Consider the following 22,462-nt stretch of genomic DNA (forward strand, 5'->3'; position numbering starts at 1 on the left):
TTTTATTTTTATTGATGTTAAAAATAGTTTACATGATGTTAAAAATAAATTACAATTAGAATATAGAAAATAATGTAAAATGAGGAGAGGTTATGAAACAGAGTGGAACGTTACAAAATAATCTCGTTGTACTCCGAGCAGAAAAACGCTGGTCACAAACGGATTTAGCGAACCAAGCTGGGGTAAGTAGACAAACAATCGCTTCAATTGAAGCGAATCGTTACAATCCATCTTTAATTTTAGCTTTTGAAATTGCAAGTATTTTAGGTAAGGAATTTCATGAAGTTTTTCAATATAAGATAGAGGGGGAAACGGAATGAGTATTGTAGTAGGGATAATAATCTCAGTAGCAGGACTAATAGGTGTTTTATATTCAACACGTTTTCAGAAGAATGAGGGGGAAGACGAAAGAGGCGAGCATATTACGGGGAATGCAGCTAAAATTTCGTTATTTGTATTTTTACTTCTATATTTAGTTATCTTTTTAATTGGAAATCTATATTCATTGACAGGCGAACAATATAAACTAGCGAATTCATTTTTGTTAGCAGGGGTACTTTGTTCTTATGCTTTAACTATTGTAGTTTTGAAAAGAAAATATTAACTGGAAAAGGGCTGTTTTACATATGTATTTGTAAACGGCTCTTTTTTATGGAGGTACAGGAGATGAGCGTAATAAAAGCAGGAACAGTTCATCAAATAGCATTTTTCCCGCATCTATTTCCAATCAACTGTTATTTTGTTGAGGAGGAGGCTGGATTAACTTTAATTGATGCTGCTTTATCATTTTGTGGAAAGAAGATTTTAGAATCGGCCCAAAAAATTGGTAAACCGATTACGAATATTATTATTACTCATGCTCATGATGACCACATAGGAGCGCTTGATGTTATAAAGAAAGAATTGCCGGATGTTCCGGTTTATATTTCTAAAAGAGATGCTCATTTACTTGAAGGAGATATGGCACTGCAAAAGGGAGAACGAAACACACCGATAAAAGTGGGTGTGTCCAAAAAGATAAAGACGATTCCAGATATTCTTCTTCAAGAAGGAGGTAGAATTGGTTCTCTTTTAGCGATTGAGACTCCAGGTCATACACCAGGTTCAATGGCGTTTTTAGATACGAGGAATGATGCGCTAGTTGTTGGAGATGCGTTTCAAACGAGGGGAGGAGTGGCCGTTGCAGGACAAATAAAGTGGTTATTTCCGTTCCCTGTGTTTGGTACTTGGGATGCAGAAACGGCGTTAATAAGCGCTCAGAAATTACTGGAATATAGGCCGACTATATTGGCGACAGGGCATGGGAAGATGATTAAGGATCCGTTAGTGCAAATGCAACGGGCGATTGAAGAAGCGGAAAGGAATTTAACAAGAAAGAGTCTCAAATAATTTTGAGGCTCTTTTTGCTAGATGATATTATTTTGCTGGTTTTAAAAATGTGTATATGGCTAAGGAAAAACAAAGGAAAATAAATGCGATAGGATCTTGATATGGATTAGGTTCAGAGCCCTTCTGGATTTCTGTAAGGAAGTCATGTGTTTTCATGTTCATTTCTCCTTTAATTAATAAGTTTTATATGATGCGAGGGTTATGATGGATAGATAAGGAATTTTTGGAATTTCATCTAATAATTATTCTATAGTAATCTAATTCCTAAATCTATAGAATGCAAAGTTTTCGTGATATGTAAAATTGCATATTATTCTTGTTTTGGTTTTTGTTATGTTGTTTATATGTATATTAAGAACTAAAGATTATTATGAATTAAAACAAGTGGAGGAATAGTATGAGTAAAACAGTATTAGAGGCTTATAGCGTAGAAGAGAGGATAGACAATTTAACATATAAAAATTTATTAGTAATGATAGCAAGTATTTTGGGGTTCCTATTAATGGGGGGATTATTCCTTGCTTTAGCTCTTGGAATTTTTGGAGAAGAGGTATTACGTGCTAATTTAGAGGGATATTATTTACTTCTATTTGATGCGGCTGTGGTTGCTATTGTTTTATTTGCTTATAAACCAGTGCTTCATTTTATTAAGAACATTTGGGATGTATCTGTTTTAAAAAGTGGGAAAACCTACTTGTATTTATTACTAGGTTTTATCGTCATTGCATTAGCTCAGTATGTAATGTTAGAGCTGTTTAGCTTTGAAAGTGCAGGGCAGCAACGAGATCAATTAGGGGGAGAGACACTTCAAAATAGTGTGATACAAAGCATTATATATGTGTTAAGTGTGGCTATAATTACACCAGTTAAAGAAGAGGTTTTATATAGAGGGATTTTGTATCGATTTCTTGAAAAGAAATATAGTTTTCTAGTTGGTATCATTATTTCTTCCTTCATTTTTGGGATTTTTCATGGTGGTTTTCCAATTACGGCAACGATTATGGGGATTGTATTTGCTATGTTATATAAGAAGACACAGTCTATTGTACCTAGTATCATTTTACATATTGCATGGAACTTACTTGTGAGTATAAGTATGATTGTCTCTTTATAAAATTGAACGAATATTTAGCATAAAAGATGGATGGCTTAGCTATGCATCTTTTATTTTGTTTATAGGTAGGAAAAGTTAATTCATGCATACAATCCAAAAAGAACCAAATACTAATGACGAATGAACAAAGAAAGGTAGGAGTATCCTATGCAAAATTTAACAGAGCTTGAAGTAGAAAATTTACGTCATTTAATTGGTGGTCATGCGACGATTATTAACAAATTGGACCAGTATGCACAGGCTTGTACAGATCCACAGCTAAAGCAAATGCTACAAAAGGATGCGCAAGATGCGCGAAATACGAAACAGCAATTAATGACTTTTTTAGGATAGGAGGAAGAGAGAAATGAATGAAAAAGATATGGTAAACGATTATTTAGCAGGGTTAAACTCAAGTTTAACAAGTTATGCAAATTATATTTCTCAGTCTGATAACGAACAGTTACATCAAACGTTAATTCAAATTCGTAATCAAGATGAGATGCGTCAACGTAATATGTATGAATATGCAAAGCAAAAAAGTTATTACAAGCCGGCAGCACCTGCTAATCCAATGATTGTGCAGCAATTGAAAAGTCAATTAAGTGCGGAATAGTGTGATGAATGAAACGAGCGAATGGATTCGCTCGTTTTTTTGTTTGGTATATGTCAATAAATACATAATAAATATTTTTTCAGTTGTAACAAATATGACGAAAATTAAATATAACAATTCACAAAAAGGACAAAAGCTTTGCTCAATATTTCACAAAGTATCCATGGTTTCTATCGTGAGAACCTCTATAATTAGGGGTGTAAAGAACGAAAGAAATAGACTACATGATCAATTAGGAGAGATTGCTATGAATAGAAACACAAGAAAAATTGCAATTATCGGTACTGGATTAGTTGGATCAAGCTGTGCGTATTCCATTGTAAACCAAGGGATTTGCGAAGAGCTATTGTTAATTGATATAAATCATGAACGTGCAGTTGGAGAAGCGATGGATTTATCGCACTGCATTAACTTTACAAATACAAGAACAAAAGTATATGCCGGAAGCTATGAAGACTGCAAAGATATGGACATTGTTATTATTACAGCAGGACCAGCGCCGAAGCCTGGACAAAGTCGTTTAGACACTTTAGGAGCCAGCGCTAAGATTATGGAGGGTGTTGTTGGCGGCGTAATGGAAAGTGGATTTGATGGCATTTTCTTACTCGCATCGAACCCAGTTGACATTATTACATATCAAGTGTGGAAGCTATCTGGATTACCTAGAAATCGTGTGATTGGTACAGGTACATCACTAGATTCTTCTCGCTTAAGAACAATTTTATCTGAAATGTTACATGTAGATCCTCGTAGTATTCATGGGTATTCATTAGGAGAACATGGTGATTCTCAAATGGTTGCTTGGTCTCACGTAACTGTTGGTGGAAAATCAATTCTGCAAATTTTAGAGGAACAAAAAGAACGCTTAGGTGAAATAGATTTAGATGAAATTGTTGAGAAGACTGCAAAAGCTGGATGGGAAATTTATAAGCGCAAAGGAACTACTTATTACGGAATCGGAAATTCTTTAGCTTATATTGCTCGCTCAATTTTCAATGATGATCACCGTGTTATCGCTGTTTCAGCCATTTTAGATGGTGAATATGGCGAATACGATATTTGTACAGGAGTACCAGCAATTATTACTAGAGATGGTATAAGAGAAGTGGTAGAACTAAACTTATCAGAAGATGAAGAAAGTCGCTTTGCAAAATCAAACGATGTTTTACGCGATTATATGAAAACAATTGGTTACTAAATTATAGGAGAAGGTGAAACAAATGAAGGAATATATAATGTCTCGTGTGTTTAAAGCTTCTGCCGGAATCGCACAGGGTATTTTCGTATCCCTTGGAATTGGTTTACTGATCGAAAATATAGGAAGAATTGTTGATATACCATTACTTATTACAATCGGAGTTGTTGCAAAATCACTTATGGCACCAGCAATTGGAGCCGGGATTGCCTTTATGCTCGGTGCAAACGGACTCGTAATTTTCTCAGCGATGGTAGCTGGAGCAATTGGAGCAGGTTCCATTTCAATTACTGAAGCTGGTCTCATCATTAAAACAGGTGAACCAATCGGTGCATTATTAACAGCGACTTTAGCAGTTTATATTGGTAAACGATTAAGCGGAAAAACTGCTTTAGATATGATGCTCGTTCCATTTGCAGCAATATTAGGTTCTGGTTTAGTCGGTATTTGGTTAGCTCAAAATATTAGCCCAGTTTTAAATGCAGTTGGAGCATTCATTAAAGATAGTTCAGCTGGTAGCCCGTTCGTCGCTTCTATCGTGATTGCTGTAGTTTGGGGACTGTTACTTATCTCTCCAGCTTCATCAGCTGCGTTAGCGATAGCGCTTAGCTTAGACGGTGTTGCAGGTGGTGCAGCACTTGCAGGATGTGTTGCTCAATTTATCGGATTCTCTGTTATTTCAGCGAAAGAAAATAATTTAGGTGGCATATTAGCTCAGGCACTTTGTACTCCAAAAGTGCAGTTACCGAACATTACTAAAAATCCAATGATTCTCGTCCCAACTGTCGTCGCCAGTGCAATAGTTGGCCCAGTATCGGCACTAATTTTCCAACTGGAAGCAGGAAAAGAAATTGCAGGTCTTGGATTAAGCTCTCTTATCGCACCAATTAATTTAATTTCCAGCCAAGGGTGGGAAGTTGTCCCAGCGATGGTAATCACTTATATCATCATTCCAGTAGCTGTTTCTTATATACTGTACATTGCTCTTAAAAAGGCAGGTCGTATTCATTCTGGTGATATGACTGTACCGCAATCTTAATTTGAAAATCTCCTTAATATAGAGAAAAGCAGACTGAAGCCACAGTCTGCTTTTTTACATTTTTTGATTTTGTTTTACTGGAACACGTACGGTTTCTTTTGCTAATAATAGCTGAACACCAAAGTATAGTACGCTTGCAAGCGTCATTCCAGAAATGGCGTCTACAAATGCATGCTGCTTCGTAAATAATGTTGATAAAATAATAAGCGTACCGAAGAAAGTAAGGATGTAATATTCCAAAGTATGCTGTTCTCTACGCTTAAAGGCAGCTAACATAATTACAAATGTCGTAAGGACATGAATGCTTGGGAAGCAGTTTACTGGATGATCAATACTATAAATATAGCGGACTAGTTCGGAAAATACATCTGTTCCAACGACGGTTGGGCGTGGTACAGTTGTCTGCCAAAAAAAATAAATCGAAAAACAAGCAAGTTTTCCAAGAATTACACTACTTAAAGTGACATAATATTGCTTTCGATCAGCAAAACAGTAATAAATAAGTGCACCGTATAAGTATGGAAACCAAAGTAAGTAAGGAATAATAAATGCTTTCACAAATGGAATCCAATCATCTACTACAGTTGTGACATCTACTGCGTGAACAGTAGATTTATTTAATACATCGTAAAGGGGACTTACGAGTACGAGTAGAAGTATATAACTTAACGGAAGAAGAGATGAAAGTTTAAATTTCTTCATGATAATCTCCTATGTTTTAGTAATGTAAATAAATTCAATTGATTATAATATAGAAAATCCAATTGGGCTATCGATTTTACTTACATTTTCTTGAATTCACCTTACATTTTTGTCACTTGACTTAAAAGAGGGGGAGGGTGCTATATGAAGCGTTCACTGTATTTCTTAGTTTTTATATTGTTATGCCTAGTGAGTACTGGGTGTGCAAAGGATAAAGAAGGAGAGAATTTAGAATATAACGGGAGAGCACTCGTCATTGGAGTTGTTGGTGAAAAGCCGAAAGATACATTTAGAAATATAAAGTTTGAAAAAGTGAAGTTAGAGGAATTGGAAAAGAAAGCTAAGGAAGTGGATGGTTTTCTAATAATGAAAGATCACTTTCAAGAAGCCTCAACAGAGCAGTATAAAGATGTATTTTCATCGCTAAAGAAACCAGTATTTTTTATTGGTTTACAAGATAAATCATATTCAACTTTTATTACAAAAGGGATAGAGTATAACAGTGCACGAAAAGATGTAAATGCTATGTACGCGCAAGGTTTTGCAAATATTGGAAGTGGAAAAGGGCAACAATGGGGAGTAGGTTTATTGAATGGTGGAAATACAGAAGAAAGTATTCATAATATGTATATAGTAGTATTTCAAACCATTTCGGACTATTTAAGTCGATGATGAAGGAGCCTGTAAAAGGACTTCTTATTTTTTAAATAAAGTGAAACTTTAATCAGTGGGGGGTGTCCATCCCCCACTGATTATTAGCCCGCACCAATCGGGCTTTTACGGGCAGTTATCTCCCACCTAACTTCCTCGCATTTGCCGAATTTCGAGGTGGGAGTCTTACTGCCCGTTAATAGCGGGATAAACGTTTGTTTAAGATATATGTTCGGTATAGAAAATCATGTATTCCAAAGGTGATATAGAAAAACATGAAATTAATCAAACGTTTGTTTAAGAGGTATGTTCGGTATGGAAGAATTCATGTATTCCAAAGGTTGGGGTAGAAAAACATGAAATTAATCAAACGTTTGTTTAAGGTATATGTTCGGTATAAAAGAATCTACGTATTCCGAAGGTTGAGGTAGAAAAATATGAAATTAATCAAACGTTTGTTTAAGATATATGTTCGGCGTGGGATGAGAAAAAATTTTTAAAAAATTATATATTTATTTTTTCTTAATAAATGGCGGAAAAATAAGAAAAATTAGCAGGATTATTAAAAATTATCACGAAATAAGTAAAAGTTTAGCGAATAATCGTTTGAAATAATAAAATGTTTTCTATATGATAAAGGTAAAGGTTAGTAAAAAAGTAGGTGAATTTATGACAGTAACATTTTATTCATATCCAAAATGTGGCACATGTCAAAAAGCAAAGAAATGGTTTGAGGCAAACGATGTAGCATATGAGATGATTCATATTGTTGAAAATCCACCGTCAAAAGAAGATTTACGTAATTTACATGAGAAAAGTGAATTACCATTAAAAAAATTCTTTAATACAAGTGGAATGCGTTACCGCGAACTTGGTTTAAAAGATAAGTTAAAGGATGCAAGCGAAGACGAAATGTATGAGCTTTTAGCATCTGATGGCATGTTGATTAAACGTCCAATTGTAACAGATGGAACGAGTGTAACACTTGGTTTTAACGAAGAGCAGTTTGAAAGTGTGTGGAAAAAGTACCAATAAGGTATTTTTACATAATTAATACATTCACTGGAGGTACAGTCATGAGCATTCCAAATAATTTACGTTACTCTGAAGAACACGAATGGGTAAAAACAGAAGGTAATGCGGTTGTTATCGGTATTACTCATTTTGCGCAAGGTGAGTTAGGCGATATCGTATTCGTTGAACTTCCTGAAGTAGGTGCAACAATCCAAGCTGACGAGCCATTCGGAAGCGTAGAATCTGTTAAAACAGTTTCTGAATTATACGCACCTGTAAGTGGTAAAGTTGTAGCAGTAAACGAAGAATTAAGTGACCAACCAGAACTAGTTAACGAATCTCCATACGAGGGTGCATGGATGGTTAAAGTTGAACTTTCTGATGCAAGCCAAGTTGAGAAGTTATTAACTGCAGAAAAATATGCAGAAATGACAAACCAAGACTAATTATAGTCGAAGAAAAAGGACAGCCTTTGTGCTGTCCTTTTTTATGTTGTGTACATAATGAATTTAAAAACATATATATTAATTATTATGTAGGAGAACGTTTTTGAAAAACTTTTTTCATGTAGGCTTCATGCTGAGCAAGCCGCTTGAGCTTTTCGTTATGATCCAGCTCCAGCGGCTAGATTGTTCGGTGGCTTCGCGTCTTCCTGCGAGGCAAAAAGCGCCTCAAGTTCAGGAGTTCGGGTGCCCTCCTGTTCTGAACGAGCCGCTTGCGCTTTTCATTGTCTAGCTCCACCTCCTAGCCCTTCATGTCTAAGAACCTTCCGTACGAGAAGACAAAAAGCGTCTTCTGTACGAAAGAACCTTAGCCAACAGGGCTAAACAGTCGGTTCCGCTTTTCTTTATTGTCCAGCTCCAGCGGCTAGAACAGTCGGTCATTTCACTCCTTCACTTGAGGCAAAAAGCGCCTCTAGTTCAGGAGTTCCAATGCCCTCCTGTTCTGAACGAGCCGCTTCCGCTTTTCTTTTGCAAAAATAAACAGGAAACAACATGAAAATAACGAATATACTATATACTAAGTTAAAGGTTGTATAGTATATGGTGATCGGGTGATGACATATGATTTATGTGGAAAAAGTCATTATTGTAGAAGGTAAATCGGATAGAAGAAAGATTGAATCTATTATTCGTGAACCAGTGGAAATTGTTTGTACAAATGGTACAATTGGTTTGTCGAAAATGGATGAGCTCATTGATCAATTTTTTGATAAGGACGTATATGTGCTAGTGGATGCTGATGATGCAGGAGAAAAGTTAAGGAAACAATTCCGAAAAGAATTTCCGCAAGCAGAGCATATTTATATTGATCGCTCGTATCGCGAGGTGGCGACTGCACCTTCTTCACATTTAGCAAATGTATTATGGGGAGCAGACATTGACGTTTATACAGAATATTTACGGTAAGGAATGATAGAAGTGATTGATTGGACAGGTGCCGAAGCTACAGCCCTAATAGGAAATGAAGAAAAAACAGTGTTATATGTGTATACACCAATGTGTGGAACATGCCAATTGGCAAAGAAGATGTTAACGGTCGTTGAGATGACGATTGAAGATTTGAAAATTGGAATGTTAGATTTAAATTATGCCCCGCATTTATCGAAAGAGTATGGGATAGAAAGTGTACCGTGTTTACTTATTTTTGAAAATGGGACACTGATGAAGAAAATATATGCATTTCATTCGGTTGAATATTTATATACGGAATTAAAGTAGGCGGCAAAGTTTTTGCCGCCTCGACATATTTCTTGGGAAATATGTCGACATGCGTGATAGATACAGTATTTGTCGAGCGAAAATAACAGGATTGCCCTTTAATAAGAGGGAATGGTATGTAATAGAAAGTGATATGAGGGATGTGGTTTAGGATGAAATTATATTCTTTGCTTCAATCATTTGTAAATTACGCTAATGGTCAATATCATTTAGAACCGCTTTTAAGGCAAGGAGAAAGAACTGTTAATTTTCGTTTTGGAGATGAATGCTGTTCGTTACAAATTTCAAGAGATTATATAGAACTTTTGAAAGAGGCGAGAGGAACGGAACAAATCGTTTGTTTAGAGGAAGAGGATGTACAAAAATTAGTGACTGGAAATATGAGGTTGCAAAAGTTAATGAGTGATGGACGGGTACAATATTCTGGAACGTATCGAACGATGTTATTAGTTGAATCGATGTTTCATATATGTAAACCGATGTCAGTCGGAGCTTAAAATTCTGAAGTTTCTTTTTTTACGGAAATTTCTGTTGACAGAGCGTGTGGATATTGATACAATTCAATTCATAAAATATAGACAATTTCATAAATTTTAAATCAGACGAAAATTTAATCTGATTTCTCTTATTAAGAGAGGTGGAGGGACTGTGCCCTGTGAAGCCCGGCAACCGTCAACTTATGTTGAAATGGTGCCAATTCCTGCAAAGCAAATGCTTTGAGAGATGAGAGAGAGGGATAATGTTGTTATATACGCATATAAACCTTTCTGCTTCTCTAGAAGCGGAAAGGTTTTTTGTTGTTTGAATGCGGAGGACATTCAAATAATAAGAGGAGCTATAACGATGGACTACACGCATGAAAAATAAAAAAATGCGGAGTCTATCCAAACAAAAAAGGGGTGAACATCATGATCTTATTAGAAAATGTAAAGAAAATATATAAGGCAAAAAGCGGTGATGTCACTGCTGTAGATAACGCCAACTTAAAAGTAGATAAGGGTGAAATATTTGGTGTTATTGGATATAGTGGCGCTGGGAAAAGTTCGTTAATCAGATTGTTTAATCAGTTAGAGAAACCAACTTCTGGCCAAATTACAATTGCGAATCGTGTGATTTCAGCGATTACTGGAAATGAACTTCGTAAGGCAAGACAAGAAATCGGAATGATTTTTCAGCATTTCAACTTACTTTGGTCACGAACTGTGCGTGAAAATATCGCATTCCCACTTGAAATTGCAGGTGTCGATAAGGCGGAGAGAAGAAAACGTGTCGATGAGTTAATTCATCTTGTTGGATTAGAAGGAAGAGGAGACGCGTACCCATCTCAGCTAAGTGGTGGACAAAAGCAGCGCGTCGGGATTGCAAGAGCGTTAGCAAATAATCCACAAGTACTTTTATGTGATGAAGCAACGTCAGCTCTTGATCCGGAAACGACAGATCAAATTTTAGATTTATTGTTAGATATTAATAAGCGTCTCGGCTTAACAATTGTATTGATTACGCATGAGATGCACGTTATTCGCAAAATTTGTAATCGAGTTGCTGTAATGGAGAAAGGGAAGATCGTAGAAACGGGTCCAGTACTTGACGTATTCCGTAATCCACAGCAAGACATTACAAAACGATTTGTACAGCAGTTAACTGATTCTGAAGATACAAATGAAACGATTGAAAGTTTAATAGAAAAGTATCCAGATGGAAAAGTAATTCGTTTGCAGTTTGTCGGTGAAGCGGTAGAAAGACCGGTACTTCAAAGGTTAATGCAGCGCGGTGATATAGAAGTTAGCATTTTGCAAGGAAATATCGCGCAAACGAATAACGGATCTTACGGAAGTTTAGTCGTTCATTTAAATGGTGAAGAAACAGCGATCCAGCAAGCAATAGAAGGGATTCATCAAGATCAAGTAGAGCTGGAGGTGATTGCACATGGATAAGTTAATCGCAAATATTGATTGGAATCAAATGTTAGAAGCAACTGGTGAAACGTTATATATGACGGCAATCGCAGCACTTGCCACATTTGTTTTAGGACTTATTTTAGGACTATTACTCTTTATGACAGCGAAAGATAATTTATGGGAAAATAAAGCGATTAATACGGTGATTGGAGCGTTCGTAAACATTTTCCGTTCTATACCGTTCATCATTTTAATTATTTTATTAATCCCGTTCACAAAGATTCTTCTTGGAACAATACTCGGAGCGAGTGCAGCGCTGCCAGCTTTAATTATTGGAGCGGCACCATTTTACGCGAGAATGGTTGAAATCGCGCTTCGTGAGATTGATAAAGGTGTAATTGAAGCTTCAAAAGCGATGGGAGCAAAAACAAGCACAATTATTTTGAAGGTGTTAATTCCAGAATCGTTACCAGCGTTAGTATCTGGTATTACGGTTACGACTATTGCTTTAGTAGGCTATACAGCAATGGCAGGTGTTGTTGGTGCTGGTGGTCTTGGAACACTTGCTTACTTAGAGGGATTCCAGCGTGGAAATAACGATGTAACAATCGTTGCGACAATTTGTGTATTACTCGTTGTATTTTTAATTCAGTGGATTGGTGATAGTTTAACGACTCGAATAGATAAAAGATAATGAAAACAGGGGGATATTTCAAATGAAAAAATTATTACTTACAGCACTTATTTCAACTTCAATTTTTGGGTTAGCTGCTTGTGGCGGGAAAGATAAAGATGAAAAGAAACTTGTTGTTGGTGCTTCTAACGTACCGCACGCTGAAATTTTAGAAAAGGCAAAACCGTTACTTGAGAAAAAAGGAATTGAGCTAGAAATTAAAAAATTCCAAGACTACGTATTACCAAATAAATCGTTAGCGGATAAGGAATTAGATGCAAACTACTTCCAGCACATTCCGTATTTAGAAAAAGAGATTAAAGATAAGAAATATGATTTTGAAATAGCAGGAAAAATTCATTTAGAACCGATTGGTGTGTATTCTCAAAAATATAAGAGCTTAAAAGAACTTCCAAACGGGGCGACAATTATTATGAGTAATTCTGTTACTGATCATGGTCGTGGTTTAGCAATTTTACAAAAAGAAGGCATTTTAAAAATTAAAGACGGAGTAGAGCCAGTTAAAGCAACTCCAAAAGATATTGCGGATAATCCGAAAAACTTAAAGTTCAAAACAGATATCGAGCCTGGTTTATTGCCACAAGTGTATAACAATAAAGAAGGCGATGCGGTTCTAATTAATTCTAACTATGCAATTGATGCGAAATTAAACCCAGAAAAAGACGCGATTGCAATTGAAGGAAATGATTCTCCATACGCAAACGTAGTAGCTGTTCGTAAAGGCGATAAAGATAAAAAAGAGATTAAAGCTCTTATAGAAGTACTGCATTCTAAAGAAATTGAAGACTTTATTACTAAAGAATATAAAGGGGCAGTTGTTCCTGTAAAAGAATAATTGCGGAAAAAGGGCTGGTGTATGCCGGTCCTTTTTTTACTACATAACTATAGGGGAGAAGGGGACATCATATGAAAAAGATTCTATTGTCAGTTGTTACAGCACTGTCTGTATTTACATTAGCTGCTTGCGGGGGGAAAGATGAGAATAAGCTTGTCGTTGGCGCTTCTAATATACCGCACGCTGTTATTTTAGAAAAGGCACAGCCAATATTAGAGAAAAAGGGCATTAAGTTAGAGATAAAAAAATTCCAGGATTATGTTTTACCAAATAAGGCATTAGCTGATAAAGAAATCGATGCAAATTATTTTCAACATATCCCTTATTTAGATAAAGAGATTCAAGAAAAAGGATACAAAATTGTAAATGCAGGAAAAATTCATTTAGAGCCAATGGGCATTTATTCTAAGAAATATAAAAGCTTAAAAGAACTTCCAGATGGCGGAACAGTTATTATGAGTAATAACGTAGCGGAGCGTGGCCGTATGCTCGCATTGTTACAAAAAGGCGGCGCTATTAAATTAAAAGACGGTGTAGATGTTGTTAAAGCAACAGTAAAAGATGTTGTAGAAAATCCGAAAAATTTAAAGTTTAAAACAGATGTAGAACCTGGACTTTCACCGAAGCTGTACGAAAACAATGAAGGTGATGCTTTATTTATTAATTCAAACTACGCAATTGATGCGAAATTAAATCCAACAAAGGATGCAATTGCAATTGAAGGATCAGACTCTCCTTATGCAAATATTATCGCAGTTCGTAAAGGTGACGAGAAGAAAAAAGAAATTAAAGAGTTAGTAGACGTATTGCATTCAAAAGAAATTCAAGACTTTATCAATAAAGAATATAAAGGTGCTGTACTTCCAGTAAATGAATAGGTGCTGGGAAGGACTGGGAATAACCCAGTCCTTTTTTCTTTATATATATAAGAAGAAAGGTGTATCATAAGAGGATGTAAAGGAAATACTTATATACATTTGTGAAAAAATTGTTACATTTTCTTAGTGTTTGCGATATCATTTTATTTGATATAAGATTAGAATGAGAATAAAATGAGAATATGAACGTTTTAGTAATTTTTAAAATGTATATAGAGGATTAATGGAGGTATTGAGATGGCTGGTTCTACATTAACGGTTAAAGACTTACACGTATCAATCGATGGCAAAGAAATTTTAAAAGGTGTAAACCTTGAAGTAAAAGGTGGAGAAATCCACGCAATTATGGGACCTAACGGAACAGGTAAATCAACTTTATCTTCTGCGATTATGGGTCACCCAAAGTATGAAGTAACAGAAGGTAGCATCATCATCGACGGTGAAGATGTATTAGAAATGGAAGTAGATGAGCGTGCGCTAGCAGGTCTATTCTTAGCAATGCAATATCCAAGTGAAATTAGCGGAGTAACAAACGCGGACTTCTTACGTTCTGCAATTAATGCACGTCGTGAAGAAGGCGATGAAATTTCTCTTATGAAATTTATCCGTACTTTAGATAAAAACATGGAATTCCTAGAAATGGATCCAGAAATGGCACAACGTTACTTAAACGAAGGTTTCTCTGGTGGAGAGAAAAAACGTAACGAAATTCTTCAATTAATGATGATTGAGCCAAAAATCGCAATCTTAGATGAAATCGACTCAGGTCTTGATATCGATGCATTAAAAGTTGTATCTAAAGGTATTAACCAAATGCGCGGCGAAGAGTTCGGCTGCCTAATGATTACGCATTACCAACGTTTATTAAACTACATCACTCCAGACTTCGTTCACGTTATGATGAACGGTCGTATCGTTAAATCTGGTGGCCCTGAGCTTGCACAACGTCTAGAAGCTGAAGGTTACGACTGGATTAAAAAAGAATTAGGTATTGAAGACGAAACAGCAGAGCAAGAAGCGTAAGAGAGGAGCATAAACATGACAATCGGTACATTACCTTTCGATCAAGAAACAATCCGTCAGCGCGCAAGCGAAGTAAACGAAGCTGCTTGGTTGACTGAGTTCCGCTTACAAGCTCTTGCACAAGCAACTGAACTTCCAATGCCAACGCCTGATAAAACGAAAATTGAAAAATGGGACTTTATCGGAAAAGGCGACGCTGCTAAGCAAGAGCCTGTAAGTTCTTTAATAGAGCTTCCAGAAGCAGTGAAAAACTTAATCGATGAAAATAACAGCGTATTAGTACAACGTACTGGTACAACTGCTTTCGTTTCTTTAGCAGACGAAGCAAAAGAAAAAGGTGTTATTTTTACAGACATCGTAACAGCTGCAACAGAGCATGCTGAATTAGTACAAAAGTACTTAATGAAAGACGGCGTGAAAGTAGACGAGCATCGTCTAACTGCACTTCATGCTGCATTAATCAACGGCGGTGCATTCGTATATGTTCCGAAAAACGTTGTTCTTGAAACTCCACTTCAAGCTGTATTCTTAGTAGACGGCGAAGAAGCTAACGTATATAACCACGTATTATTCGTAGCTGATGCGAACAGTACTGTAACATATGTAGAAAACTACGTTGCAAATGAAAATGCTAAAGGTATTGCAAATATCGTAGCAGAAGTAATCGTGGAACAAGGCGCACAAGTGAAATTCGGTGCGGTTGATCTATTAGCAAAAGACGTAACAACTTACGTTAACCGCCGCGGAATTGTTGGACGCGACGGCCGCATTGATTGGGCTCTAGGCCTTATGAATGACGGAAATACAATCTCAGAGAACGTTACGAACTTAATGGGCGACGGATCATATGCTGATACAAAAACAGTAACAATTGGTCGTGGTAACCAAACACAAAACTTTACAACTAAAGTTGTTCACTTCGGTAAACACTCTGAAGGTTGGATTTTAAAACACGGTGTACAAAAAGATAGTGCAACATCTATCTTTAACGGAATTGGTAAGATTGAACACGGTGCATCTAAATCAAATGCACAACAATCTTCTCGCGTTCTTATGTTAGATGAGAAAGCTCGCGGTGATGCAAACCCAATTCTTTTAATCGACGAAGATGATGTAATGGCAGGTCACGCAGCTTCAGTAGGCCGCGTAGATCCATACCAATTATACTACTTGATGAGCCGTGGGATTCCAAAACGCGAAGCAGAACGTTTAGTCATCCATGGATTCTTAGCACCTGTAGTAAATGAGCTTCCAATTGAAGGAGTAAAGGCACAGCTTGTTGAGGTAATTGAAAGGAAAGTTCGCTAATGAATATTCATGAAATACGCAAACAGTTTCCAATTCTTGATCAAAAAGTGAACGGCAAACAACTTGTTTATTTCGATAGTGCAGCAACTTCTCAAAAACCAATTCAAGTCATTGAAACGTTAGAACGTTATTATAAAGAATATAATTCTAACGTGCATCGCGGTGTTCATACGCTCGGTACGAAAGCTACCGACGCGTATGAAGGTGCACGTGAGAAAGTTCGCAAGTTTATTAATGCGAAATCAATGGAAGAGATTATTTTCACGCGCGGAACGACAACTGCATTAAATACAGTAGCAGCTAGCTATGGTCTTGATAATGTAAAAGAAGGCGATGAAATCGTCATCTCTTACATGGAGCACCATAGTAACATCATTCCGTGGCAACAAGTTGCGAAGAAAACTGGTGCAACTTTAAAATACCTTCCGCTTCAACTAGACGGTACAATTTCTTTAGAAGATGTTCGTCAAACAGTTACACCGAATACAAAAATCGTTTCTATCATGCACGTTTCTAACGTACTTGGAACGATTAACCCTGTAAAAGAAATCGGAGCAATCGCACATGAAAACGGTGCAATCATGATCGTTGATGGAGCACAAAGTGCACCTCATATGAAAGTGGATGTACAAGATTTAAACTGTGATTTCTACGCATTATCTGCTCATAAGATGTGCGGACCAACAGGTGTCGGCGTATTATATGGTAAGAAAGAATTGCTAAACAATATGGAACCAATTGAATTTGGTGGTGAAATGATTGATTTCGTAGACTTACAAGAGTCTACTTGGAAAGAGCTTCCGTGGAAGTTCGAAGCAGGTACACCGATTATCGGTAATGCAATCGGACTTGGTGCGGCAATTGATTTCCTAGAAGAAATCGGTCTTCATAATATTGAAAAGCATGAACATGAATTAGCGCAATACGCTTTAGAGAGACTATCAGAAGTAGATGGCGTTACAATTTATGGTCCAAAGCATCGCGCTGGTCTAGTTACATTTAATATTGAAGACGTACATCCTCACGATGTAGCAACTGTATTAGATGTAGAAGGCATTGCGGTTCGCGCAGGACATCACTGTGCACAACCGCTTATGAAGTGGCTAAAAGCTTCTTCTACAGCACGTGCGAGCTTCTATTTATATAATACAAAAGAAGAAATTGATACATTTGTTGAATCACTAATCAAGACAAAGGAGTATTTCACAAATGTCATTTAATAATTTAGATACGTTATATCGTCAAGTTATTATGGATCATTATAAAAATCCTCGTAACCATGGCGTGTTAGAAGATAGTGTTACCGTTAACTTGAACAATCCAACTTGCGGCGATCGTATTCAACTTACGATGAAAGTAGAAGAGGGTATTGTACAAGAAGCGAAGTTTGAAGGCGAAGGATGTTCAATTTCAATGTCTTCAGCTTCAATGATGACACAAGCAGTAAAAGGAAAGAAAATTGAAGAGGCCCTTAAGCTTTCTAAAATTTTCTCTGACATGATGCTAGGAAAAGAGTATGATGACAGCATTGATTTAGGAGATATTGAAGCATTACAAGGCGTATGCAAGTTCCCGGCACGTATTAAATGTGCAACATTAGCGTGGAAAGCGTTAGAAAAGGGCTTAAACGAAGATAAGTAATGTTAAAGGTTCCTAAAAACGAGGTTATATAAGGAGGGACACACCAACATGGCGAAGCAACTGCCAGATATCGGCGATTATAAATATGGTTTCAAGGATAAAGACGTTTCGATTTTCCGTGCTGGACGCGGTTTAACAAAAGAAATCGTTGAAGAGATTTCACGTATGAAAGAAGAACCACAGTGGATGTTAGACTTCCGTTTAAAATCACTGGATAAGTTCTATGAAATGCCAATGCCACAATGGGGCGGCGACTTAAACGACTTAGATTTCGATGAAATTACGTACTACGTAAAACCATCTGAGAAATCTGAGAAGTCTTGGGATGAAGTACCTGAGGAAATTAAAGCGACATTTGATAAATTAGGTATTCCTGAAGCTGAGCAAAAATATTTAGCTGGTGTATCTGCACAGTACGAATCTGAAGTTGTATACCACAACATGAAAGAAGACCTAGAAGATCTAGGAGTCGTCTTCAAAGATACAGATAGCGCATTAAAAGAGAACGAAGATATTTTCCGTGAGCATTTCGGAAAAGTAATCCCACCAACAGACAACAAATTCTCTGCATTAAACTCTGCAGTTTGGTCTGGTGGATCATTCATCTACGTTCCAAAAGGTATTAAAGTTGATACACCACTTCAAGCGTATTTCCGTATTAACTCTGAAAATATGGGACAATTCGAGCGTACGCTTATCATCGTAGACGAAGGCGCACACGTACACTACGTAGAAGGTTGTACAGCACCTGTTTACACGACTAACTCACTTCATAGTGCGGTAGTAGAAATCATCATTAAGAAAGATGCATATTGCCGTTATACAACAATCCAAAACTGGGCGAACAACGTATACAACCTAGTTACAAAACGTGCGGTTTGTGAAGAAAACGCAACGATGGAATGGATTGACGGTAACATCGGATCTAAATTAACGATGAAATACCCAGCAGTTATCTTAAAAGGCGAAGGCGCTCGTGGTTTAACATTATCTATCGCGATTGCTGGTAAAGGCCAACACCAAGATGCTGGTGCGAAAATGATTCACTTAGCACCAAACACGTCTTCAACAATCGTTTCTAAATCGATTGCGAAGCATGGTGGTAAAGTAACTTACCGTGGTATCGTACAATTCGGACCAAAAGCGAAAAACTCTCGCTCTAACATCGAGTGTGACACGTTAATCATGGATAACCAATCTACATCTGATACAATTCCTTACAACGAAATCAAAAACGATTACGTTTCACTTGAGCACGAAGCGAAAGTATCTAAAGTATCAGAAGAACAATTATTCTACCTAATGAGCCGCGGTATTTCTGAGCAAGAAGCTACAGAAATGATCGTAATGGGCTTCATCGAGCCATTCACTCGCGAACTTCCAATGGAATACGCAGTTGAAATGAACCGTCTAATCAAGTTTGAGATGGAAGGTTCTATCGGTTAATATATGTATGAAGAAAGCGCCCTGCACAGCAGGGCGCTTTTTTATGTTGTGCTGGGTTCAGGGCAGGCTGGGATACCCTCGAACCTAAATCGTATCCACCTTATCCACAGATTTAATACGCTCCCAAATATGTTTCATCCCAATGAAAGAACCATATCCAATTAAAGCACCTAGCATATTCAATATGATGTCATCAATATCAAAAACACCAGTAAAAGTAAGGAGTTGTAACGATTCAATTAATAAAATAAACTTAATGAAAATTTTAGACGCCATTTTTACATTGTTAATTTGTTTAAATAATAAAGGTAGTAGGAATCCGAATGGGATAAATATGATGACGTTTCCTAATGTATTCATAAGTACGATGTCTATATTATAAGGATCTAGTAGATGTGTTAGATCGAATCCACTTAAATAGCGGATTGTACTTCTGAAAGGAACTAAGTTTATTAACCCACCGTGTATAGAATGCCAGTCACCTGTTTCAAAGAAGTACTTCAGATTACCAAAGTAAAAAGCTGGCCTCCCGAGCAACAGTTTAAATAATAAAACAAATGAATACGGTAAAAATAATCCCCAACCAATCCACTGTACATATTTTTGCGTAGAAGATTGCATCGCTTTTTCAATTTCAGTTCCTAAAGTAGAGGCTTCTCCGAAGTTTTGAATGGCTAATGTAGTAGCTTCTTCTTCAGATTTTCCTTGATCAAGAAATTCTTGTTTTAAACTTGTAAGATGATCGTAAATTTCGAAGTAAAGTTCGTCTCTATCAGGTTGCGATAGGTTTGTTTTTTGAACGATACTCTTTATATATTCTTCAATCGTCATTAATTTAAAGCTCCTTTCTGACAAGTTTTAATAAGAGCTGTAACTGAATCCCACGCTGTTAGTTTTTCTTCTAAAATTTTCTTTCCGTTCGTAGTAATGCGATAAAATTTTCGTTTCATACCAGTTTCAGATTCACCCCAGTATGAATTTATTAAATCCTTTTGTTCCAAACGTTTGAGTGCTGGATAGAGTGTACCTTGGCTCATTGTGTATAGATCATTGCTGTTTTCTTTTAGCCTTTGAATAATTTCATATCCGTACGTATCGTGCTGTTTAATGATGGAGAGAAGTAAAATATCAATACTTCCTTTTAATATCTCTTTATCCATTTTATGGTTCACCTCCTTATGATGAAATTGTAACACGACATATGTCGTGTTACAAGGTATATGTGTAGGGCAATACTCCATCTAGGAGGCAGCAAAAAGCTCTTCGCCAATCCGTCCAACAAGCTTCCTGACAAATAGGTCCCCACCACCGACTACAAAGAAAATCCTCTTCCAACTAATCCACAGATTAGAAAAAATAAAGTTTTCCATATTAAAAGGGCAATCTTTGGCTTTTTCTTATAATGCGAGTACAATGTAAAATAGCAAGAAAAGACGAAAAGTATTTACAGGATTATTGCGTACGTATAGCGTAAATGGCAGTAAGGAACTGAGAGGAGGTTTTTTCTCTGAATATAAATAAAGAAACAATCATCCACCTTTATCATACAAACGATATACATAGTCATTTTGAAAATTGGCCGCAAATTTCTCGGTTTGTACAAGGGGAGAAAAGGCGAAGACAGGAAGCGGGAGAGACTGTTTTAACTGTGGATATTGGCGATCATGTGGATCGTTTTCATAGTATTTCGGAAGCGACAAATGGACTTGGGAATACAAAATTATTAAATGAGGCGTTATATGATTATGTAACGATCGGAAATAATGAAGGAATTACATTGGCGAAAGAGCATTTGAATCGTCTATATGATGCTGCTGGGTTTGAGGTGCTCGTAGCGAATTTATTTGAAAAAGAAGGTGTACGTCCAGCGTGGGCGCAGCCTTATAAATTACATACAACGACAGATGGGATTACGATTGCCTTTATTGGATTAACGGTAGCTTATCCAGAGTTTTATCATATGTTAGATTGGCATATTGAAGATCCAATCATCCATTTAGAGTCTATTTTAGAAGAAGTTAAGGATACAGCTCATATTACTGTTGTGCTTTCTCATCTTGGAAAAAGTATGGATGAGTATATGGCGGAGCATTATGATATAGATGTTATTTTAGGGGCACATACGCATCATTTATTTGAGCGCGGTGTTCTTGTGGATAATACTTTGCTTTGCTGTTGTGAAAAGTGGGGACATTACGTTGGTCACGTTCAGCTTACTGTGGATAAAGAGACGAAGAGACTGTTGAAAAAAGACGGTAGAGCGATTAAGACAGAACGGTTAGGTGCTTATAGCGAGCCGTTATCCACAATTGAAATGCTAAAGGAAGAAAGTAAACAGATAATGGCTGAGCCTGTCGTTCATTTAAAAGAATCATTGCTGGTTGATTGGTTTAAGGAGACGACGTTTTCTCATATGTTGGCAAGTGCACTTAAAGAGTGGTGTAATGCGGATGTTGGGATGGTAAATGCTGGTGTACTTCTTGAGGGATTAAATGAAGGTGTTGTGACGCGCGGAGATATTCACAGAATTTGTCCACATCCAATTAATCCATGTTTATTAAAAGTGCCAGGAAAAACGTTACGAGAAGTTATTTTGAAAGCGCGTCGTCCGAATATGGAGAACCTTGAGGTGAAAGGATTCGGATTTCGTGGAAAAGTAATGGGGAAAATGATTTACGATGGTTTGGAAGTGATTCCAGATACGATTCCAGGGAATAAAATTTTACTAGAAGATGTATTGATTAACGGCGAATCGCTGGAATTAGACCGGATATATACGGTAGGGACGATTGATATGTTTACATTCGGATACTTATACCCAGAGCTATCCACACTTTCTGACAAACAATATTATATGCCGGAATTGCTTAGAGATGTACTAACAGACATGTTGATAACTTATACATCTTCAGTCAAACTATAGGCTAGTTAACTTGTAACACTCATTTTTCTCTTGTCATAAAGATAAGAAAGAGAGGAGTGTGAACTATGGTTAATGTAGAGCCAATTATAATTGATAACTATACGTTCATTGCTGTTAGCGTAAAACTTCCAAAGACAAATTTGCTAGCTGTAATGAGCGATAAAGGATATATTATGTGCGGTGCTTTAGATGTAGGTCTTCTAAATGAGAAGTTAGGTGATCGAGGAATTATTGCTGGCCGTGCGGTTGGTGTAAGAACGATTGAACAACTTCTTGAAGCACCGCTGGAATCAGTAACGACTGGAGCCGAAGCTTTAGGTATTCCGGTAGGCACAATCGGAAAAGATGCACTATTAAAAATGAGATAAGCATATATCATCCCTCTTTCTTGCATAG

29 protein-coding genes and 1 riboswitch are annotated in these 22,462 nt (G+C 36.8%); of the genes, 25 read left to right on the plus strand and 4 right to left on the minus strand.

The window, feature by feature from the left end:
- Positions 1-92: 92 nt before the first annotated feature.
- The 3 genes from BG05_RS06905 (at position 93) to BG05_RS06915 (ending at position 1,389) form a co-directional block, all read left to right on the plus strand.
- Positions 93-320 carry a helix-turn-helix transcriptional regulator gene (locus BG05_RS06905; RefSeq protein WP_002184716.1) on the plus strand — a complete coding sequence of 76 codons (228 nt, stop codon included), beginning with the start codon at positions 93-95 and terminating at the stop codon, positions 318-320.
- Positions 317-604 carry a DUF2178 domain-containing protein gene (locus BG05_RS06910; RefSeq protein ID WP_016127712.1) on the plus strand — a complete coding sequence of 96 codons (288 nt, stop codon included), beginning with the start codon at positions 317-319 and terminating at the stop codon, positions 602-604. The genes BG05_RS06905 and BG05_RS06910 overlap by 4 nt, the downstream gene beginning before the upstream one ends.
- Positions 605-666: 62 nt before the next feature.
- Positions 667-1,389: an MBL fold metallo-hydrolase gene (locus BG05_RS06915; protein ID WP_016127713.1), complete on the plus strand. Its 723-nt coding sequence runs from the start codon at positions 667-669 to the stop codon at positions 1,387-1,389.
- A gap of 27 nt (positions 1,390-1,416) precedes the next feature.
- Here BG05_RS06915 and BG05_RS31835 read toward each other — a convergent pair whose 3' ends face one another.
- Positions 1,417-1,545, minus strand: coding sequence for a hypothetical protein (locus BG05_RS31835; RefSeq protein ID WP_002112689.1), 129 nt, complete (start codon positions 1,543-1,545; stop codon positions 1,417-1,419).
- 241 nt (positions 1,546-1,786) lie between these two features.
- On the opposite strand from BG05_RS31835, the gene BG05_RS06920 reads away from it, so the two are divergent.
- The 5 genes from BG05_RS06920 (at position 1,787) to BG05_RS06940 (ending at position 5,332) form a co-directional block, all read left to right on the plus strand.
- Positions 1,787-2,503, plus strand: a complete 717-nt coding sequence (locus BG05_RS06920) for a CPBP family intramembrane glutamic endopeptidase (protein WP_002184721.1) — start codon at positions 1,787-1,789, stop codon at positions 2,501-2,503.
- 147 nt (positions 2,504-2,650) lie between these two features.
- Positions 2,651-2,836: a hypothetical protein gene (locus tag BG05_RS06925; protein ID WP_001180550.1), complete on the plus strand. Its 186-nt coding sequence runs from the start codon at positions 2,651-2,653 to the stop codon at positions 2,834-2,836.
- A 13-nt stretch (positions 2,837-2,849) separates the two neighbouring features.
- Complete coding sequence (locus BG05_RS06930) at positions 2,850-3,098, plus strand: spore coat protein (RefSeq protein WP_002015950.1); 249 nt, start codon at positions 2,850-2,852, stop codon at positions 3,096-3,098.
- A gap of 247 nt (positions 3,099-3,345) precedes the next feature.
- Positions 3,346-4,296, plus strand: coding sequence for an L-lactate dehydrogenase (locus tag BG05_RS06935; RefSeq protein WP_002129760.1), 951 nt, complete (start codon positions 3,346-3,348; stop codon positions 4,294-4,296).
- Positions 4,297-4,318: 22 nt separating this feature from the next.
- The gene (locus tag BG05_RS06940; RefSeq protein ID WP_000666164.1) at positions 4,319-5,332 is read left to right on the plus strand and encodes a PTS sugar transporter subunit IIC; all 1,014 of its coding nucleotides are present in this window, start codon (positions 4,319-4,321) and stop codon (positions 5,330-5,332) included.
- Between the two features lie 54 nt (positions 5,333-5,386).
- Here BG05_RS06940 and BG05_RS06945 read toward each other — a convergent pair whose 3' ends face one another.
- Positions 5,387-6,034 (minus strand): phosphatase PAP2 family protein, encoded by a 648-nt coding sequence (locus BG05_RS06945; protein WP_002129758.1) that lies wholly within the window; start codon positions 6,032-6,034, stop codon positions 5,387-5,389.
- Between the two features lie 144 nt (positions 6,035-6,178).
- On the opposite strand from BG05_RS06945, the gene BG05_RS06950 reads away from it, so the two are divergent.
- The 15 genes from BG05_RS06950 (at position 6,179) to sufB (ending at position 19,143) form a co-directional block, all read left to right on the plus strand.
- Entirely contained in the window at positions 6,179-6,706 is a 528-nt protein-coding gene (locus tag BG05_RS06950) for a hypothetical protein (protein WP_002184725.1), read from the plus strand.
- A 648-nt stretch (positions 6,707-7,354) separates the two neighbouring features.
- Positions 7,355-7,720: an arsenate reductase family protein gene (locus BG05_RS06955; RefSeq protein WP_002129756.1), complete on the plus strand. Its 366-nt coding sequence runs from the start codon at positions 7,355-7,357 to the stop codon at positions 7,718-7,720.
- Positions 7,721-7,761: 41 nt separating this feature from the next.
- Positions 7,762-8,145, plus strand: coding sequence for a glycine cleavage system protein GcvH (gcvH, locus tag BG05_RS06960; RefSeq protein WP_000026895.1), 384 nt, complete (start codon positions 7,762-7,764; stop codon positions 8,143-8,145).
- 618 nt (positions 8,146-8,763) lie between these two features.
- Positions 8,764-9,108 (plus strand): toprim domain-containing protein, encoded by a 345-nt coding sequence (locus tag BG05_RS06970; RefSeq protein ID WP_000640865.1) that lies wholly within the window; start codon positions 8,764-8,766, stop codon positions 9,106-9,108.
- A gap of 3 nt (positions 9,109-9,111) precedes the next feature.
- Positions 9,112-9,420: a thioredoxin family protein gene (locus BG05_RS06975; protein WP_003192187.1), complete on the plus strand. Its 309-nt coding sequence runs from the start codon at positions 9,112-9,114 to the stop codon at positions 9,418-9,420.
- A 152-nt stretch (positions 9,421-9,572) separates the two neighbouring features.
- Entirely contained in the window at positions 9,573-9,917 is a 345-nt protein-coding gene (locus BG05_RS06980) for a hypothetical protein (RefSeq protein ID WP_002015939.1), read from the plus strand.
- A gap of 125 nt (positions 9,918-10,042) precedes the next feature.
- A riboswitch (SAM riboswitch) is annotated at positions 10,043-10,150 on the plus strand.
- A gap of 178 nt (positions 10,151-10,328) precedes the next feature.
- Positions 10,329-11,354: a methionine ABC transporter ATP-binding protein gene (locus BG05_RS06985; protein WP_002015938.1), complete on the plus strand. Its 1,026-nt coding sequence runs from the start codon at positions 10,329-10,331 to the stop codon at positions 11,352-11,354.
- Positions 11,347-12,012, plus strand: a complete 666-nt coding sequence (locus BG05_RS06990; protein WP_002129754.1) for a methionine ABC transporter permease — start codon at positions 11,347-11,349, stop codon at positions 12,010-12,012. Before BG05_RS06985 ends, BG05_RS06990 begins: the two co-directional genes overlap by 8 nt.
- Before the next feature lie 22 nt (positions 12,013-12,034).
- Positions 12,035-12,847, plus strand: a complete 813-nt coding sequence (gene metQ / locus BG05_RS06995) for a methionine ABC transporter substrate-binding lipoprotein MetQ (RefSeq protein WP_002015935.1) — start codon at positions 12,035-12,037, stop codon at positions 12,845-12,847.
- A gap of 71 nt (positions 12,848-12,918) precedes the next feature.
- Positions 12,919-13,725, plus strand: coding sequence for a methionine ABC transporter substrate-binding lipoprotein MetQ (gene metQ, locus BG05_RS07000; RefSeq protein ID WP_003192184.1), 807 nt, complete (start codon positions 12,919-12,921; stop codon positions 13,723-13,725).
- 237 nt (positions 13,726-13,962) lie between these two features.
- Positions 13,963-14,748, plus strand: coding sequence for a Fe-S cluster assembly ATPase SufC (sufC, locus tag BG05_RS07005; RefSeq protein WP_002034576.1), 786 nt, complete (start codon positions 13,963-13,965; stop codon positions 14,746-14,748).
- A gap of 15 nt (positions 14,749-14,763) precedes the next feature.
- Positions 14,764-16,056 carry a Fe-S cluster assembly protein SufD gene (sufD, locus tag BG05_RS07010; RefSeq protein ID WP_002184727.1) on the plus strand — a complete coding sequence of 431 codons (1,293 nt, stop codon included), beginning with the start codon at positions 14,764-14,766 and terminating at the stop codon, positions 16,054-16,056.
- Entirely contained in the window at positions 16,056-17,276 is a 1,221-nt protein-coding gene (gene sufS, locus BG05_RS07015) for a cysteine desulfurase SufS (protein ID WP_002015930.1), read from the plus strand. Before sufD ends, sufS begins: the two co-directional genes overlap by 1 nt.
- Positions 17,266-17,697, plus strand: a complete 432-nt coding sequence (sufU, locus tag BG05_RS07020) for a Fe-S cluster assembly sulfur transfer protein SufU (RefSeq protein ID WP_002089369.1) — start codon at positions 17,266-17,268, stop codon at positions 17,695-17,697. Before sufS ends, sufU begins: the two co-directional genes overlap by 11 nt.
- A gap of 48 nt (positions 17,698-17,745) precedes the next feature.
- Complete coding sequence (gene sufB, locus BG05_RS07025) at positions 17,746-19,143, plus strand: Fe-S cluster assembly protein SufB (RefSeq protein WP_002015928.1); 1,398 nt, start codon at positions 17,746-17,748, stop codon at positions 19,141-19,143.
- 84 nt (positions 19,144-19,227) lie between these two features.
- Here the strand turns inward: sufB and BG05_RS07030 are convergent, their stop codons facing one another.
- Positions 19,228-19,974: a VanZ family protein gene (locus BG05_RS07030; RefSeq protein ID WP_002184729.1), complete on the minus strand. Its 747-nt coding sequence runs from the start codon at positions 19,972-19,974 to the stop codon at positions 19,228-19,230.
- Positions 19,974-20,303, minus strand: a complete 330-nt coding sequence (locus BG05_RS07035; protein ID WP_002184730.1) for a PadR family transcriptional regulator — start codon at positions 20,301-20,303, stop codon at positions 19,974-19,976. Before BG05_RS07035 ends, BG05_RS07030 begins: the two co-directional genes overlap by 1 nt.
- A 425-nt stretch (positions 20,304-20,728) precedes the next feature.
- Between BG05_RS07035 and BG05_RS07040 the strand changes: the two genes are divergently transcribed.
- Entirely contained in the window at positions 20,729-22,066 is a 1,338-nt protein-coding gene (locus tag BG05_RS07040) for a bifunctional metallophosphatase/5'-nucleotidase (RefSeq protein WP_231348329.1), read from the plus strand.
- Between the two features lie 65 nt (positions 22,067-22,131).
- Positions 22,132-22,434, plus strand: a complete 303-nt coding sequence (locus BG05_RS07045; protein ID WP_002015926.1) for a YunC family protein — start codon at positions 22,132-22,134, stop codon at positions 22,432-22,434.
- Positions 22,435-22,462 lie beyond the last annotated feature (28 nt).

Origin of the sequence: Bacillus mycoides, from assembly GCF_000832605.1 — a bacterium.
Classification (GTDB): Bacteria; Bacillota; Bacilli; order Bacillales; family Bacillaceae_G; genus Bacillus_A; species Bacillus_A mycoides.

What these genes read in the sequence shown, in the direction of transcription:
- BG05_RS07045 (WP_002015926.1), top strand. Translation starts at nt 22,132, where the DNA reads ATGGTTAATGTAGAGCCAATTATAATTGATAACTATACGTTCATTGCT.
- BG05_RS07030 (WP_002184729.1), bottom strand. Translation starts at nt 19,974, where the DNA reads ATGACGATTGAAGAATATATAAAGAGTATCGTTCAAAAAACAAACCTA.
- sufD (WP_002184727.1), top strand. Translation starts at nt 14,764, where the DNA reads ATGACAATCGGTACATTACCTTTCGATCAAGAAACAATCCGTCAGCGC.
- BG05_RS06950 (WP_002184725.1), top strand. Translation starts at nt 6,179, where the DNA reads ATGAAGCGTTCACTGTATTTCTTAGTTTTTATATTGTTATGCCTAGTG.
- BG05_RS31835 (WP_002112689.1), bottom strand. Translation starts at nt 1,545, where the DNA reads ATGAAAACACATGACTTCCTTACAGAAATCCAGAAGGGCTCTGAACCT.
- BG05_RS06930 (WP_002015950.1), top strand. Translation starts at nt 2,850, where the DNA reads ATGAATGAAAAAGATATGGTAAACGATTATTTAGCAGGGTTAAACTCA.
- metQ (WP_003192184.1), top strand. Translation starts at nt 12,919, where the DNA reads ATGAAAAAGATTCTATTGTCAGTTGTTACAGCACTGTCTGTATTTACA.
- BG05_RS06955 (WP_002129756.1), top strand. Translation starts at nt 7,355, where the DNA reads ATGACAGTAACATTTTATTCATATCCAAAATGTGGCACATGTCAAAAA.
- gcvH (WP_000026895.1), top strand. Translation starts at nt 7,762, where the DNA reads ATGAGCATTCCAAATAATTTACGTTACTCTGAAGAACACGAATGGGTA.
- sufC (WP_002034576.1), top strand. Translation starts at nt 13,963, where the DNA reads ATGGCTGGTTCTACATTAACGGTTAAAGACTTACACGTATCAATCGAT.
- BG05_RS06945 (WP_002129758.1), bottom strand. Translation starts at nt 6,034, where the DNA reads ATGAAGAAATTTAAACTTTCATCTCTTCTTCCGTTAAGTTATATACTT.
- BG05_RS06935 (WP_002129760.1), top strand. Translation starts at nt 3,346, where the DNA reads ATGAATAGAAACACAAGAAAAATTGCAATTATCGGTACTGGATTAGTT.
- metQ (WP_002015935.1), top strand. Translation starts at nt 12,035, where the DNA reads ATGAAAAAATTATTACTTACAGCACTTATTTCAACTTCAATTTTTGGG.
- sufS (WP_002015930.1), top strand. Translation starts at nt 16,056, where the DNA reads ATGAATATTCATGAAATACGCAAACAGTTTCCAATTCTTGATCAAAAA.
- BG05_RS06970 (WP_000640865.1), top strand. Translation starts at nt 8,764, where the DNA reads ATGATTTATGTGGAAAAAGTCATTATTGTAGAAGGTAAATCGGATAGA.
- BG05_RS06940 (WP_000666164.1), top strand. Translation starts at nt 4,319, where the DNA reads ATGAAGGAATATATAATGTCTCGTGTGTTTAAAGCTTCTGCCGGAATC.
- BG05_RS06910 (WP_016127712.1), top strand. Translation starts at nt 317, where the DNA reads ATGAGTATTGTAGTAGGGATAATAATCTCAGTAGCAGGACTAATAGGT.
- BG05_RS06920 (WP_002184721.1), top strand. Translation starts at nt 1,787, where the DNA reads ATGAGTAAAACAGTATTAGAGGCTTATAGCGTAGAAGAGAGGATAGAC.
- BG05_RS06990 (WP_002129754.1), top strand. Translation starts at nt 11,347, where the DNA reads ATGGATAAGTTAATCGCAAATATTGATTGGAATCAAATGTTAGAAGCA.
- BG05_RS07035 (WP_002184730.1), bottom strand. Translation starts at nt 20,303, where the DNA reads ATGGATAAAGAGATATTAAAAGGAAGTATTGATATTTTACTTCTCTCC.
- BG05_RS06925 (WP_001180550.1), top strand. Translation starts at nt 2,651, where the DNA reads ATGCAAAATTTAACAGAGCTTGAAGTAGAAAATTTACGTCATTTAATT.
- sufU (WP_002089369.1), top strand. Translation starts at nt 17,266, where the DNA reads ATGTCATTTAATAATTTAGATACGTTATATCGTCAAGTTATTATGGAT.
- BG05_RS06985 (WP_002015938.1), top strand. Translation starts at nt 10,329, where the DNA reads ATGATCTTATTAGAAAATGTAAAGAAAATATATAAGGCAAAAAGCGGT.
- sufB (WP_002015928.1), top strand. Translation starts at nt 17,746, where the DNA reads ATGGCGAAGCAACTGCCAGATATCGGCGATTATAAATATGGTTTCAAG.
- BG05_RS06975 (WP_003192187.1), top strand. Translation starts at nt 9,112, where the DNA reads ATGATAGAAGTGATTGATTGGACAGGTGCCGAAGCTACAGCCCTAATA.
- BG05_RS06915 (WP_016127713.1), top strand. Translation starts at nt 667, where the DNA reads ATGAGCGTAATAAAAGCAGGAACAGTTCATCAAATAGCATTTTTCCCG.
- BG05_RS06980 (WP_002015939.1), top strand. Translation starts at nt 9,573, where the DNA reads ATGAAATTATATTCTTTGCTTCAATCATTTGTAAATTACGCTAATGGT.
- BG05_RS06905 (WP_002184716.1), top strand. Translation starts at nt 93, where the DNA reads ATGAAACAGAGTGGAACGTTACAAAATAATCTCGTTGTACTCCGAGCA.